This window comes from Vibrio sp. S17_S38 (genome assembly GCF_014694375.1).
Taxonomy (GTDB): domain Bacteria; phylum Pseudomonadota; class Gammaproteobacteria; order Enterobacterales; family Vibrionaceae; genus Vibrio.
The window spans coordinates 46,897-60,083 of the sequence record NZ_JAAUWW010000010.1; the positions used below are offsets into that span (position 1 = coordinate 46,897).

Below are 13,187 nucleotides of genomic sequence, written 5' to 3' on the forward strand. Positions count from 1 at the left end.
GGGATTATGAAGAATTCTTCTATTATTAGCCTGATTGGATTAGGTTCGCTATTTCTTCTTATTGGATGTAATAGCTCCAATGAGACAGATCAAACTAAAGTGAATAGCGCCGTTTATATGGCGGTTAGCAAAGATGACAACGGTAATCCGATTGAAGTTCAAGTTACTTCAGAGGCGACACAAAATCCGGTGCTGACGTCTTGGGATGATAGAAATCATCAAGTGACTTATGCAGGTAATCGGAAAAATTCTGGCGAGATTGAATTTTCTGCTATTCAGTATTCATGTACGCCTAGTGGTTTAAATTTGCAGTGTGGTACGCCAGTAGGGGAAATATTACTAAAGCAGAAAACTTTAGAGATACAAAAATTAAGTGATTATCAAGGGCAGTATCAAGCTTTATGGAACAACAATTTATACACGATGATGGTTACTAATGAAGGGAAGGTAGAGATCCAAGGAGCTAGCTGTACTAGTTTTGGTTTATTTAGCCAGTCTAATGATGTCGAGCATCTTATCGATTTTGATATCACAGAAGATAACTGTGGTATGCAATCGCTTAGAGCTTATGCAAGACTATATATCGAGAATAATGAACTCTATAGTATTGAATTATTAAATTCTAACCAAGATTTCCCTTCTATATGGATTAAGACCCGTAGTTGATTTATAGATTAGCTCAACGTTAACGGTGCTGGATGATGTTTTTATCTTGTACTCTCTTATGTCGTTGACTTTAGCCTGATTTCGGTACTTCATCGGAGTCAGGCTTTTTTAATTTAGATAAACAGATTGAATGTTTTTCATACGCATAAGCGATTTATTTAATTATTACTTGAGATGTGTTGAAGGATAATAATAATGTATACCATTGCTATTTAAAATTAGGTGCGATTTAAAATCAAGCCCAAAGGGACCACTATGAAAATCTCAATGTTCAGTACCAAATCTTATGATGAAGCCTCGTTTCTTAAAGTGAACCAAAAGTATGGATTTGAATGCCATTTTTATAATTTTCAGCTGGATGTAAAAACCGCGTCTATTGCTGAAGATTCTCAAGTAATTTGTGCCTTTGTGAATGATGATTTAAGCCGGTCGGTATTGGAGAAATTAGCATCGCAAGGTACTCAGTTGATCGCAATGCGATGTGCGGGGTTTGACCGAGTAGATTTAGATGCAGCAAAAGAGCTTGGGATCCAAGTGGTTCGCGTTCCTTCTTATTCACCAGAAGCCATCGCTGAGCATGCCGTTGGTATGATGATGTGCTTAAATCGCCGCTTTCATAAAGCCTACCAACGAACTCGTGATGCCAATTTCTCATTAGAAGGATTAACGGGTTTTAATTTTCACGGTAAAACCGTTGGTGTTATTGGTTCTGGGAAAATAGGGCTTGCGACAATGCGTATCCTAAAAGGTTTGGGCATGAATATTCTTTGTTCCGATCCATATCCAAGTGATGCCGCGATTGAATTAGGGGCGACCTATACGGACTTAGATGAAATTTATCGCCAGTCCGATGTGATTACGCTTCATTGTCCTTTAACGAAAGACAATCAGCGATTATTGAACGCAGAGTCATTCAGTAAAATGAAAGATCATGTAATGATTATTAACACTAGTCGTGGTGGCTTATTGGATTCTGGTGATGCAATTGAAGCGCTGAAGAGCGGTAAGATAGGCTCGCTTGGTTTAGATGTTTATGACAATGAGAAAGAATTATTCTTCCAAGATAAATCTAATGACATTATTACCGATGATATTTTCCGCCGTTTATCGGCCTGTCATAATGTGTTGTTCACGGGACATCAGGCATTCTTAACCCAAGAAGCGTTATCTAATATTGCAGAAACAACGTTGAATAACGTGAGCGAATTTTCAAAACATGCTTTGTCTGGTAATGAACTGATAATTTAGGAGAGGAGAATGGTAGCGAATTGGTATCGTAAAAATTTAGGTGACGCCTTAATGGTAGAACCTAACATTGCCTTATTAAAAGAGGAGTGCCAATCCTTAGGTGAACCTTTCGTTGCTTATTATCGCCATGAGTCACTCAGTGGGTTACACTGTGACTTTATTGTGTACTTCCCACCAGAGAGTTCAACTCTTGCCATACGAGTAAAAGCTCAAGCCTGTGATGCGCCTGATCAGCACGACTTATCGAGACTTATTTAACGTAAATAATATGGAGAGCTTATGACGATTGAATACAAGGTAAATCACCCTATTACTGCGAGAGAGTTTATTGATTTATTAAAACAAACCACTTTGGGTGTACGCAGGCCAATTGAAAATATTGTTGCTATTCAGGCTATGCTTGATCATGCCAATTTAACCGTGACCGCATGGCAAGGCGATGAGCTGGTCGGAATATCTCGTTCTGTAACGGATTTTTATTTTTGTTGTTATTTATCGGATTTAGCCGTTTCTGAAAATATTCAAGCGAAAGGCATTGGCAAAGAGCTAATTAAGCGGACATTTTTACAGTTAAACTCAGGCTGTAAATTGAATTTATTAGCTGCACCTCAAGCAGTTGATTATTATCCTCATATTGGTTTAGAAAGACACGATAGTGCGTGGATCTTATCAGACCTTAAACAATTGGATTAAGAAATAGCATTATGATCACCTTAAAAATGGGTTTGTTATATTGTTTTGTGATGAGCTTTGTAACCTTTGTTCTTTACTGGAAAGATAAGCGTGCAGCAAAAAATGATCAATGGCGTACACCTGAAAAAACGTTGCAACTTTTAGCTTTAGCGGGCGGTTGGCCAGGAGCATTAATCGCACAAAAACTATTACGACATAAAACTCGCAAGTTTAGTTTTCAAGTGATTTTTTGGTTGATGGTCGTGCTAAATTGCATCGGAAGTATTTGGATCCAGAACCCTAATTTTTTCCGTTAATACAAGTCTCATGAATGCAAAGGCTGAAGAGGATAAATATTCAAAACATGAGTGCAGGAATAAAATAGTCAATATAGATTGTTGTTATTGACTATTTTATCGACTATTCCTTCATAAGCGATATTTTGTTATAATCCCCCTCAATATATCAACACCACTTTCGGTGCCATTCATATATACCCACTAAATGGGTTTCCAGTTAAGGATGACGGAACACAAAACAAGGTGTCTCCATCTCATGAACATGACGCAATCAAATCAAAGTATCAACACTACTCAAAATGTGACTCTTCAATCGAACACCAATATTAGCGATACACAAATCTTAGAAATCCCCGATGAAGTTTGGCCTCAAATCGAACAAATCCAAGAAGTCGCTTATCGAGATGATCTAGCCGAAGATATTGATATTCTTAAAATTAAATCTGATGTATCACCTGAAACGTGTTTTGTGTGTATGGATGATGATGAACAAGTATTAGGTTATGTATTAGCGCATCCTTGGGAAAGTGAAGAGCCTCCGCACATTAACCAAGATATTTCTGATCGCAAAGAAGTAGTGTCTGTAGAAGATGCATCAACTTTGTATATTCATGATTTAGCCATTAATCCTGATGCTCGAGGCGCAGGGATTGCTCAAGCATTAATTGAGAATCTACTAATGCATGCCGATGCTTTGAATATTAATAGAATTTCTTTAGTCGCAGTACAAGGTATGGCTAGCTTTTGGGCGAAATATGGTTTTAAATCAGTAAAGTCAGACTGTACTGATAGCTATGGCGATGATGCTCAATTAATGGTTAACCAACTTTAATACCTACTTTCAAGTCAGTTGGGTAATTGTTGAATATATTATGAGTATCATTTTCATTTTCTAATGTAGAGAAAGGAAAGAGGTACTATGAATTCTACTTACCCAATGATTTCTCCCACTTGGTTGTTTGATCACTTTTCTGATGACAATCTTATTCTTCTAGATGCCACGGTTGAACACTCTGTTGTTGGTGAACAACTAAACGGGCCTCGTAATTACCTTCCTAATTCGCAAGCTTTTGATATTGAAAAAGTGTTTGTGGATCTTACATCGTCACTGCCTAACACCATGCCTAGCACTGATAAGTTTTCTCAAGAAGCCAAAAACTTGGGAATAAACGATGACAGTATTATTGTCATGTACGATGAACGAGGCTTATATTCTGCACCTCGAGCATGGTGGATGTTTAAATGCATGGGCCATGAGCATGTGTATGTTCTTAATGGTGGCGTTAAAGCTTGGCAAGCGATGGGATATCCGTTAAGCGATACTCTTGGTATTGATCTTTATGCTCAAGGTAACTTTGTTGCTCGCTATCAAGCGGATAAAGTCTACAGCGCTCAAGATGTTTTAGCCGCAATTGATATACCCAATACTATGATTGTGGATGTACGCGGAGAAGGACGATTTAACGGCACGGTGCAAGAACCACGTGAAGGCATGCGTTCAGGACATATTCCATCGTCGATTAATTTACCTTTCAGTAAAGTCTTAGCTGGACATCAATATCTGCCAAATGAAGAACTTGTGGCGTTATTGAAGCAATATCAGTTTGATCAAGCCGAAAAGTTGGTCTTTAGCTGTGGTTCAGGTTTAACTGCTTGTATAGTGTTGTTGGCAGCTTATTGCGCTGGTTATACCAATATGGCGGTCTACGATGGATCGTGGAGTGAGTGGGGCGCAGATCATACGCTTCCAATTGAATAGGAAATATTATGACGAATGAATTGATAAAATCAGTGTACCCAGTAAAAGGACAATGTCAGTGTGGACAAGTTAAGTTCTCATTGAATGCCGCCCCAAAGTTGATCATTGCATGTCATTGTAAAGACTGCCAAAAATTATCAACAAGTGCATTTAGCATCACGGCGATAGTGGATGAGCATGATATTGATATTACTGGAGATCTACACGAAAACTCACGTGTTGCCGCCAGTGGTAATCTGAATGTAGGTAAATTTTGCCCAGGATGTGGCAATCGTATTTACCACATTAACCCTGCCGCGCCTGAAATGATCAAATTTAAAGCAATAAGCAGTTTAGCTGACACCAGTATGATTGTGCCGAATATGCATGTTTGGACCAGTGAGAAGCAAGCTTGGATCACCATTCCTGATGATGTACAGCAGTTCGAAAAACAGCGTTAAATGATACAAATAAAAATCTTAATGATTGAGACACTTGCATAACCGCTTATTTAGCTCAACACTGAAGCCATCGACTTTTAATTTTTATTCTTATTGCGAGAATAGCAAAAAGGAAAATACGATGGCTTCTTCAATTCCAAATAATTCAATTGACACTAATTTCCGGCTCGAGCACGACAGCATGGGTGAGGTGAGTGTCCCTAAAAATGCCTTGTTCCAAGCGCAAACTCAACGCGCGATCAATAACTTCCCAATGAGTGATTTAAGGCTACCTTTTCGTTTTATTCAATCTATTGTATTAATTAAGCAAGCGGCTTCGGTCGTAAACCTAGGCCTAAAATTATTAGACTCAGAGCAAGCTCAAGCGATAGAGGTTGCCTGTGCCATACTTATCGAAGGTGAACACTCTGATCAGTTTCCCATTGATGTGTTCCAAACGGGCTCCGGCACCAGCACCAATATGAATGTGAATGAAGTCATAGCAACTTTGGCGAATAACCATTTGGGTGAAGATTTAAATGATAAGCAACGAGTTCATCCCAATGATCACGTTAATATGAGTCAAAGTAGCAATGATGTGATCCCAACTGCAATTCAATTAAGTTGTTTAGTCGCTATCCATCACCAACTGCTTCCGAGTATGTCCCATCTGATTGATACGTTAGAGAAAAAAGCCTTACAAACTGACAGCATTGTAAAAACTGGCCGGACGCATTTAATGGATGCCATGCCAGTGACATTTGGGCAGGAATTACGAGGTTGGAAAGCTCAAATTCAACGAGCGCAACAACGTATTGAAGATTCACTGCCTGAGCTGAAAAGTTTAGCGCAAGGAGGCACAGCGGTAGGAACGGGTATAAATGCGCCTGAGAAATTTGCGCACAACATAGCTGAGCAATTAAGTGAAATGACTGGGCTAAATCTGCATGCTAGTGATAATCCATTTTATAACTTGAGTTGCCAAGACAGCAGTGTCGCTCTTTCAGGTGAGTTAAAAAGTTATGCGGTTGCTTTAATGAAAATAGCCAATGATTTACGTTGGATGAACTCTGGCCCACTCGCTGGAATTGGTGAAATTGAATTGCCAGCTTTGCAACCGGGCTCATCGATCATGCCGGGTAAAGTGAATCCTGTTATTCCTGAAGCCGTTGCGATGGCGGCTGCACAAGTGATGGGCAATGACACAACGATTACGGTAGCAGGGCAATCTGGAAGCTTTCAATTAAATGTGATGCTACCGGTTATTGCGTATAACCTGTTACAAAGCATTGAATTATTAACAAATAGCTCTCTTTTATTGGCAGATAAAGCCATCCAAGGTTTTACAATTAGACAAGATAATCTAGATAAAGCGTTAGCAAAAAATCCAATCCTGGTGACGGCGCTTAATCCTGTTATTGGTTATGAAAACGCCGCAAAAATTGCCAAAAAAGCGTATCAGCAACAGCGGGCTATTTTAGAGGTAGCAGAAGAGGAAACCACATTAAGCCGAGAAGAACTTAAAGAGTTATTAGATCCGATGGCTCTTACTCAAGGTGGAGTTTCTCAGCTGTAAACAGTACATAAGCCGTAAATTTATAAGCTTGGAGCCAATTAAGCCCATAAAATATGCCCAAGCCATGGTGCAAGAAGTACGGTAACCACACCAGATAACATCATCATTAAGCTGGCTATGACACCCGCTTGATTATCTATTTTATAAGCGGTTGCTGTACCTGCGCCATGAGCACAAGCGCCCAAACCAGCACCTTTACCGTGGTGTGATGTAATGGTTAATCCACCTAGTACTAACTCTCCTACAACAATCCCAATAACCCCGGTGATCACGACAAAAACAGCAGTTAGGTCCGGTTTTCCACCAATTGATTCTGTTGCAGCCATTGCAAAAGGCGTCGTAATAGAACGCATTGCAAGGCTACGTTGTAACATCTCGGATAAATGAAACCAGCGACTTAGTAATAAGGTGCTACCAATGCCAGCGCTCACGGCAATAAAAACGCCAGTGGCTAAAGAAAGCCAATGTTTGACAATTAAAGCGCGGTATTCATATACAGGAACCGCAAAGGCTAATGTGGCAGGGCCGAGCATCCAAACTAACCAATGAGAATCCCACATATAGTCTTGGTATGGAATATGTAAAACGGTGACTAAAGCCACAATGACGACAGGAACAAAGACAAGGGGAATGAAAATAAACACAGGAAATCGTGAGTGAAGCCACTTACTAAAATAATAGCAACTAACTGTAAAGGATAAGTACATCAACATAGCAGCATGGTGTTGAATAGATTGAATTTCCATCAATATTTCCTCTGCATTTTTTTGACTTCATAGCGATAGATTTTCTCTACGACGTATGCGGTTACACCTAATACAAAGCAGGTACTCAATAAAATCACAGCCATAATTTTAATGCCATCGTGTATGAATAAATCTTGGTAATTAATGATGGCGATAACCGCAGGAATAAAAAACAACAGCATTTCTGCGAGTAACCACATTGAACCTATTTTTAACCACTTAATATTGATAATCCCAGTGAACATCAATCCAAGAAGAACTAATAAACCAAATACATTGGATGGCATTGGAATATGAAATGCCTGTACCGTTTGGTCTGCGAAAAACCACAATATACAAAGGCTAATTACTTGGATAAAAATAAGAGAAATGGTTTTGATTTTTGAAAGGATCATCGTCTTAACTGATTCGGTTTAATAGGATATGGCTATTATAAGTGATACAGATTACTTTCCAGTAATGAATAATATGACTAGAATGTATTCTATATCGGAATGATATTGGCTGTGTAACTACCCATATTAAGGTTGTGAATTATGAATAACAAAGAGCTCAATTATTTTGTCACCTTGATTCGAGCTAAAAATTTCACCCGTGCTTCTGAGCAACTTTTTGTCACACAACCTACTATTAGCAAAGCTTTGAAATCTTTAGAGTCATCGGTTGGTGAGCCTTTGATTCATCGCAATAATCGAGATATTAGGTTAACGGAGGCGGGCAGTATCGTTTATCGTTATGGAGAAGAGATCTTACAACAGTTCAATGATATGCAGGCAAAACTACATGATTTACAGCAGTTGGAGTCGGGGACATTATCGATTGGTATTCCGCCCATGGTTGGGCACTTATACGCTGATACCTTGCATCGGTTTCAGGTTAAATATCCAAAAGTAGAGGTATCTATTGTGGAGTTTGGTAGTCGTAAAATTGAAAGTGCCATTCATGCTGGAGAAATTGATCTTGGTATTACGATGCTGCCTTTAAATCAAGAACAGTTGAAAACAAAAGTTATTGTTACTCACCCTGTCTATGTGGTTTTGGCAAAAAATAGTGGTTATTCAGTCGATCAAACTATTGATATTGCAGATCTACAACAGCATACGTTTTATCTTTACCGTGAAGAATTTGCATTGACGGCGGTTATTGAACAGCTATGTCAAGACAATGGTTTTCAACCAAGAGTGGGGGTCAGGAGTACTCAATGGGACTTTCTTGCTGCTATGGTAAAAAGCGGGCTAGGAGTAACATTTTTACCTGCGCCGATCTGCGCGCGTTTGAATTCTGATCATTATGATTTTATTGAATTAAAACAAGAGATCAAATGGGAGCTTGGAATTTGCTGGTCATCGCAACGTTATCTCTCTCATGCGGCAAAAGCATTTTTAGCACTATTTTGAATATAAATAACCGAGAATAAAAAACCGCACCTTATGAAGATGCGGTTGAGTGTTTAAATCACGGTTATTTATTATCTTTCGTAAAAAACTTCAACGCGACGATTTTTTTCACGACCTTCAGAAGTTGAATTATCGGCTATTGGGCTGTCTTCACCTTTACCTTCTACGGTAACACGATCTTTAGCGACGCCTTTTGACTCGATATAATCCGCACCACTTTGTGCACGTTTCTCGGACAGTTTTTGGTTGTATGCGGCGCTACCAGAAGAATCAGTATAACCAATAACTTTCACACTGATACTTTCATCAGCCAGAAGTGCATCAGCAACTGGATCTAATGACTTTTTAGCATCAGGAGTCAGTTTAGTTGAATCATGAGCAAATGCCCCTGTTGAAAGAGTAATCGCTGGTAAGGCATCTTGTACTGGCTTTTCTACTGGTGCTTGTTGTACCGGTTGTTCTTCAGCCATAGGTTCGTCATTAGTTGCTGCCGCCGCTACTGGGGCCGCCGCTGCGTTACTATCAAAGAAATACACCAAACCAATACTTAAGTAATTCAAATCACTTGAACCAGTAGTATCTTTTTCACCTACATTATTAAACCACTGATATTCAGTACGGAAACGTAAGTTGTGGTTGATTTGGTATTCCACACCAGCACCTAACATTGCAGAAAAGTTATTGTCGGAAACATCAGAATCATAAGCGCCAGAAAAGTCACTATCGACGCCATTGTACGCGGTACCGACTTTACCGAATAAACTCCATTTGTCTGTTAGGTTCCAATCGCCTTTAACCGAAAGTTCACCATTTTGAACGCGAGTTTTATTATTGCCAGCACCTGAATAATCAGCATTGGAATGGCCAAAGTAGTTATAACCAGCTTCTAGCGCTAACCAATTATTAAATTGATAACCACCTAAAATACTGCCGGCCCAAGCGTCATTATCACAATCAGTATCTAAGCCTGATCCAGTACAAGCAAAGTCATAATTTGCCCAACCAGTTTTTGCACCTAAGTAAAATTCACCAGCATTTTCTGCAGCGGCGTTAGCTTGGGTAGACATCAATAAAGAAAGTGAAAAAAGAGAGGAAATTGATGCAGCGAGTAAAGTCCGTTTAGTATTCATAATGACACCATTAAAGTTGATATTTCGTAGTTAATGAAGGATAAAGTGATTTAGAGTGAAGGATTAAATAGAGTTAAGATATTAATTATACTGATGAAAACTTGGTACCTCAATATTCTATTGTTAATTCTTTGTTTCTTTTTATTGTTATGGGTGATTATTTGGCCGCAATTGATGGCGTTTCTGCGTTTAAAGAAAAAGAGTTAATTATTAAAGATAGTCGACAGTCTCGTTATTGCAATACTGTCGTCCCTGAAACCTGCCTTGCTTGAAATTATAGTTTTAATTATTTTGGGTATAGATGCTTTGTAATGGGGGATAAATTATTTAAATAAAGTCGCTCCATTTATAAGCAATTATAAACTTAACCCACTTGGATGGGATTGGGCTAAGTTTTCTATTTAAATACGGTTAATCTTCATTGGTTGAACTGATTTTATGAATAGATAAATCCGCACCGTTGTACTCTTGCTCTTGTGTTAAGCGTAAACCTGTTATTTTATGAAGAGTTCCATAAACAATAAACGATCCAATCACGGCAATTCCTATGCCCGTTAAAGTACCTAGAATTTGGACTATAAAGCTAACTCCGCCCATACCACCAAGAGCTTCTTGACCAAAGATCCCCGCAGCAATACCTCCCCATGCACCACAGATACCATGTAATGGCCAAACGCCTAATACATCATCAATTTTGGTTCGGTTTTGCATAAAGGTAAATAGCCAAACAAACATGGCAGCAGCCACAATTCCTGTAATTAATGCGCCAAGAGGATGCATGATATCGGAGCCTGCACATACAGCAACTAAACCAGCTAATGGGCCATTGTGAATAAAACCAGGATCATTTTTACCAACGATCATCGCGGTTATTATTCCACCTACCATTGCCATTAATGAGTTCATGGCAACTAATCCACTCACTCCATTGATAGATTGGGCAGACATAACATTAAAACCAAACCAACCCACAGATAAAATCCATGCACCTAGTGCTAAAAAAGGAATGTTTGAAGGTGCGAAGTTAGTATGTCGACCTGCTTTTATACGCCCATGACGCATACCAAGAAAAATAACGGCAACTAATGCAATCCAACCACCAACGGCATGCACTACAACAGAGCCAGCAAAATCGTGAAATGGTGCATTAAAGGTAGTATCAAACCAGCTTTGTAAACCAAAGTTACCATTCCAAATGATGCCTTCGAAAAGTGGGTAAACTAAGCCAACAATGAAGAAAGTCGCAATTAAAATGGGATAGAAACGTGCACGCTCTGCAATGCCACCAGAAACAATAGCAGGGATCGCTGCTGCAAAAGTTAATAAGAAAAAGAACTTCACTAAGGCATAACCATTACCGGCTGATAATGTATGAGCATCAACAAAGAATGTCTGACCATAAGCAACCCAATAACCAAAAAAGAAGTAAGCAATAGTTGATACACCAAAATCAGCTAAAATTTTCACTAATGCATTCACTTGGTTTTTATGGCGCACTGTGCCGACTTCTAAAAAAGCAAAACCCGCGTGCATTAAAAACACCATAATGGCACCAAGTAATAGGAATAATGTATCCGAACTTTGGGTGAGGGCCTGTACTACGCCAGTGACCTGATTCATTGACTCATCCATGAATATCTCCTTTTTATGATTTTAGCTGGCGTATTATAAATCGTATGTTGCACGAAATATGTGCCTTACAAGCTTCTAAGCCCCTAAATAGAGCAAAGTTAAATTTATAATAATAGTTTAAGCAAAAATTAAGCCAATTACTGGTAAATATTAAATAAAAATTAAAAACCAGATATGTTAATGGCTTATGGTGGATGTTGGGGATTTCTGTCTAAAGGATTATTTTTTATTATCTTCAATTGCACTGTAATGGTGCGATATGGTTTATGGGGGTGAGTAGGTGGTGCGTATTGGACTGCACAAATGTGAGCAGTTCAATACGTATGAGGTGGGTTTATTTGAATCTTGGTTTTTGTTTTGAGTGGCTAGAATGGGCTTGCTCTGTTTTCGGTTGAAAGTCTTTAATACTCTGCTTTTTCGCACTACGACGATTAGCTTGTTTATCTTTCGGCGCTCGTTTTTTCTCACCTGTACTCGGTATATCGGTGACAGGAAAATGTTCTAGTATTTCTAGATCCATAGTGTTTTGGGTTAAATCACGAATTGCCTGTAATATTTCAGTTTCTGCATGACACACTAAAGACAATGCTAAACCAGCTTTTCCAGATCGAGCCGTGCGCCCGATACGATGAACATACACCGCAGGGTTTTCTGGTATATCAAAATTAATCACAACAGGTAAGGAGTCGATATGAATACCACGCGCTAATAAATCAGTGGCGACCAGTACCTGAACACTATTTTGTTTAAACTCATTTAATGTAGATTCGCGTGATGCTTGATCTTTATTACCATGAAGTGTTTTAACATTAATACCTGCTTTAGCCAGTTTCTTAGCTAGGGCATCGGCACCATCTTTTGCATTGATAAAAATTAGGACTTGTTTATCTGAGTGCTGTTTTAGTATCGAGATTAATGCTTGGGTCTTACTGCCCTTATTGACTAAGTACAGCTGTTCATTAATTCCATCCACAACACTATTGCTATTGTGCGTTTTTATTTCAACCGGAGAGGTTAGAACGTTACGAACTTGATTGGCAAGATCATCGGGTAAAGTGGCCGAAAAACATAGCGTTTGTCGCTGCATTGGAATGAAGGTGATTAAGCTTTGTATATCTTTCCAGAAGCCCATGTCTAATAAGCGATCGGCTTCATCTAAAACAAGATGTTTAACTTGAGATAGGTTGATCGATTTTTCTTGGCAAAGGGCCAATAAGCGGCCGGGTGTCGCAATGATCAGTTGCGGATGTTGAGTTATTTGTTCAGCTTGGATGGCTAAATCAATACCACCAAATAAGGCTGCGGTTTTGATATGAAAACGTGTAGCGATGGGTTGTAAAGTTTGAGTGGTCTGCCTAGCAAGTTCTCGGGTTGGTGCGATGATCACCGCTTGAACATCACTTATTTTAGACTCTATCATTTGTAAAATAGGCAAACCAAAAGCTAACGTTTTACCACTGCCTGTGTGAGCTAAAGCAAGCACATCTGCATCATGTAAAATGGCAGGAATAGCTTGTTGCTGAACCAAGGTTGGAGCTGTAATGTCAGCAGGTAAGGCCTTGATAAGATCAGCGTTAAGGTTAAGCTCAGAAAAGGTCATGCTAGGTTTATCCTAAAGGAAGTAAAGACTAAAAAAGCCCTAA

General features: G+C 39.1%; 15 protein-coding genes. 10 read left to right on the forward strand and 5 right to left on the reverse strand.

Features of this window, described 5'->3' with window-relative positions; all coding sequences use genetic code 11:
- Positions 1 to 6: 6 nt before the first annotated feature.
- From HC725_RS09420 to HC725_RS09460, 9 genes are all read left to right on the forward strand, one after another.
- On the forward strand, positions 7 to 666 hold the full coding sequence (locus HC725_RS09420) for a hypothetical protein (protein ID WP_190331572.1): 660 nt from the start codon (positions 7 to 9) through the stop codon (positions 664 to 666).
- 255 nt (positions 667 to 921) lie between these two features.
- Entirely contained in the window at positions 922 to 1,914 is a 993-nt protein-coding gene (locus HC725_RS09425) for a 2-hydroxyacid dehydrogenase (RefSeq protein WP_190331573.1), read from the forward strand.
- Between the two features lie 9 nt (positions 1,915 to 1,923).
- A complete protein-coding gene (locus tag HC725_RS09430; protein WP_190331574.1) occupies positions 1,924 to 2,172 on the forward strand; it encodes a hypothetical protein in 249 nt (82 codons plus the stop codon).
- A 21-nt stretch (positions 2,173 to 2,193) separates the two neighbouring features.
- Positions 2,194 to 2,607, forward strand: coding sequence for a GNAT family N-acetyltransferase (locus HC725_RS09435; RefSeq protein ID WP_190331575.1), 414 nt, complete (start codon positions 2,194 to 2,196; stop codon positions 2,605 to 2,607).
- Positions 2,608 to 2,618: 11 nt separating this feature from the next.
- The gene (locus HC725_RS09440) at positions 2,619 to 2,903 is read left to right on the forward strand and encodes a DUF1294 domain-containing protein (RefSeq protein ID WP_190331576.1); all 285 of its coding nucleotides are present in this window, start codon (positions 2,619 to 2,621) and stop codon (positions 2,901 to 2,903) included.
- 238 nt (positions 2,904 to 3,141) lie between these two features.
- Positions 3,142 to 3,717 (forward strand): GNAT family N-acetyltransferase, encoded by a 576-nt coding sequence (locus tag HC725_RS09445; protein ID WP_190331577.1) that lies wholly within the window; start codon positions 3,142 to 3,144, stop codon positions 3,715 to 3,717.
- 87 nt (positions 3,718 to 3,804) lie between these two features.
- Positions 3,805 to 4,644 (forward strand): sulfurtransferase, encoded by an 840-nt coding sequence (locus HC725_RS09450; protein ID WP_190331578.1) that lies wholly within the window; start codon positions 3,805 to 3,807, stop codon positions 4,642 to 4,644.
- 8 nt (positions 4,645 to 4,652) lie between these two features.
- The gene (locus HC725_RS09455) at positions 4,653 to 5,084 is read left to right on the forward strand and encodes a GFA family protein (RefSeq protein ID WP_203219073.1); all 432 of its coding nucleotides are present in this window, start codon (positions 4,653 to 4,655) and stop codon (positions 5,082 to 5,084) included.
- A gap of 148 nt (positions 5,085 to 5,232) precedes the next feature.
- Positions 5,233 to 6,639 (forward strand): aspartate ammonia-lyase, encoded by a 1,407-nt coding sequence (locus HC725_RS09460; RefSeq protein ID WP_190331651.1) that lies wholly within the window; start codon positions 5,233 to 5,235, stop codon positions 6,637 to 6,639.
- A gap of 38 nt (positions 6,640 to 6,677) precedes the next feature.
- Here the strand turns inward: HC725_RS09460 and HC725_RS09465 are convergent, their stop codons facing one another.
- Positions 6,678 to 7,385 carry an LrgB family protein gene (locus HC725_RS09465; RefSeq protein ID WP_238928473.1) on the reverse strand — a complete coding sequence of 236 codons (708 nt, stop codon included), beginning with the start codon at positions 7,383 to 7,385 and terminating at the stop codon, positions 6,678 to 6,680.
- Positions 7,385 to 7,780 carry a CidA/LrgA family protein gene (locus tag HC725_RS09470; protein WP_190331579.1) on the reverse strand — a complete coding sequence of 132 codons (396 nt, stop codon included), beginning with the start codon at positions 7,778 to 7,780 and terminating at the stop codon, positions 7,385 to 7,387. Before HC725_RS09470 ends, HC725_RS09465 begins: the two co-directional genes overlap by 1 nt.
- Before the next feature lie 141 nt (positions 7,781 to 7,921).
- Between HC725_RS09470 and HC725_RS09475 the strand changes: the two genes are divergently transcribed.
- Positions 7,922 to 8,782, forward strand: coding sequence for a LysR family transcriptional regulator (locus tag HC725_RS09475; protein WP_190331580.1), 861 nt, complete (start codon positions 7,922 to 7,924; stop codon positions 8,780 to 8,782).
- Positions 8,783 to 8,853: 71 nt separating this feature from the next.
- Here the strand turns inward: HC725_RS09475 and HC725_RS09480 are convergent, their stop codons facing one another.
- The 3 genes from HC725_RS09480 to HC725_RS09490 all read right to left on the reverse strand — a co-directional run bounded on the left by HC725_RS09480 (position 8,854) and on the right by HC725_RS09490 (position 13,144).
- Complete coding sequence (locus tag HC725_RS09480; RefSeq protein WP_190331581.1) at positions 8,854 to 9,912, reverse strand: OmpA family protein; 1,059 nt, start codon at positions 9,910 to 9,912, stop codon at positions 8,854 to 8,856.
- 411 nt (positions 9,913 to 10,323) lie between these two features.
- Positions 10,324 to 11,544 (reverse strand): ammonium transporter, encoded by a 1,221-nt coding sequence (locus tag HC725_RS09485; protein ID WP_190331582.1) that lies wholly within the window; start codon positions 11,542 to 11,544, stop codon positions 10,324 to 10,326.
- 334 nt (positions 11,545 to 11,878) lie between these two features.
- A complete protein-coding gene (locus HC725_RS09490; RefSeq protein ID WP_190331583.1) occupies positions 11,879 to 13,144 on the reverse strand; it encodes a DEAD/DEAH box helicase in 1,266 nt (421 codons plus the stop codon).
- Between the last annotated feature and the right edge of the window lie 43 nt (positions 13,145 to 13,187).

Excerpts from the sequence above, each read along its gene's own strand:
- HC725_RS09420 (WP_190331572.1), top strand. The coding sequence starts at position 7 with ATGAAGAATTCTTCTATTATTAGCCTGATTGGATTAGGTTCGCTATTT.
- HC725_RS09425 (WP_190331573.1), top strand. The coding sequence starts at position 922 with ATGAAAATCTCAATGTTCAGTACCAAATCTTATGATGAAGCCTCGTTT.
- HC725_RS09430 (WP_190331574.1), top strand. The coding sequence starts at position 1,924 with ATGGTAGCGAATTGGTATCGTAAAAATTTAGGTGACGCCTTAATGGTA.
- HC725_RS09435 (WP_190331575.1), top strand. The coding sequence starts at position 2,194 with ATGACGATTGAATACAAGGTAAATCACCCTATTACTGCGAGAGAGTTT.
- HC725_RS09440 (WP_190331576.1), top strand. The coding sequence starts at position 2,619 with ATGATCACCTTAAAAATGGGTTTGTTATATTGTTTTGTGATGAGCTTT.
- HC725_RS09445 (WP_190331577.1), top strand. The coding sequence starts at position 3,142 with ATGAACATGACGCAATCAAATCAAAGTATCAACACTACTCAAAATGTG.
- HC725_RS09450 (WP_190331578.1), top strand. The coding sequence starts at position 3,805 with ATGAATTCTACTTACCCAATGATTTCTCCCACTTGGTTGTTTGATCAC.
- HC725_RS09455 (WP_203219073.1), top strand. The coding sequence starts at position 4,653 with ATGACGAATGAATTGATAAAATCAGTGTACCCAGTAAAAGGACAATGT.
- HC725_RS09465 (WP_238928473.1), bottom strand. The coding sequence starts at position 7,385 with ATGGAAATTCAATCTATTCAACACCATGCTGCTATGTTGATGTACTTA.
- HC725_RS09470 (WP_190331579.1), bottom strand. The coding sequence starts at position 7,780 with ATGATCCTTTCAAAAATCAAAACCATTTCTCTTATTTTTATCCAAGTA.
- HC725_RS09475 (WP_190331580.1), top strand. The coding sequence starts at position 7,922 with ATGAATAACAAAGAGCTCAATTATTTTGTCACCTTGATTCGAGCTAAA.
- HC725_RS09480 (WP_190331581.1), bottom strand. The coding sequence starts at position 9,912 with ATGAATACTAAACGGACTTTACTCGCTGCATCAATTTCCTCTCTTTTT.
- HC725_RS09485 (WP_190331582.1), bottom strand. The coding sequence starts at position 11,544 with ATGGATGAGTCAATGAATCAGGTCACTGGCGTAGTACAGGCCCTCACC.
- HC725_RS09490 (WP_190331583.1), bottom strand. The coding sequence starts at position 13,144 with ATGACCTTTTCTGAGCTTAACCTTAACGCTGATCTTATCAAGGCCTTA.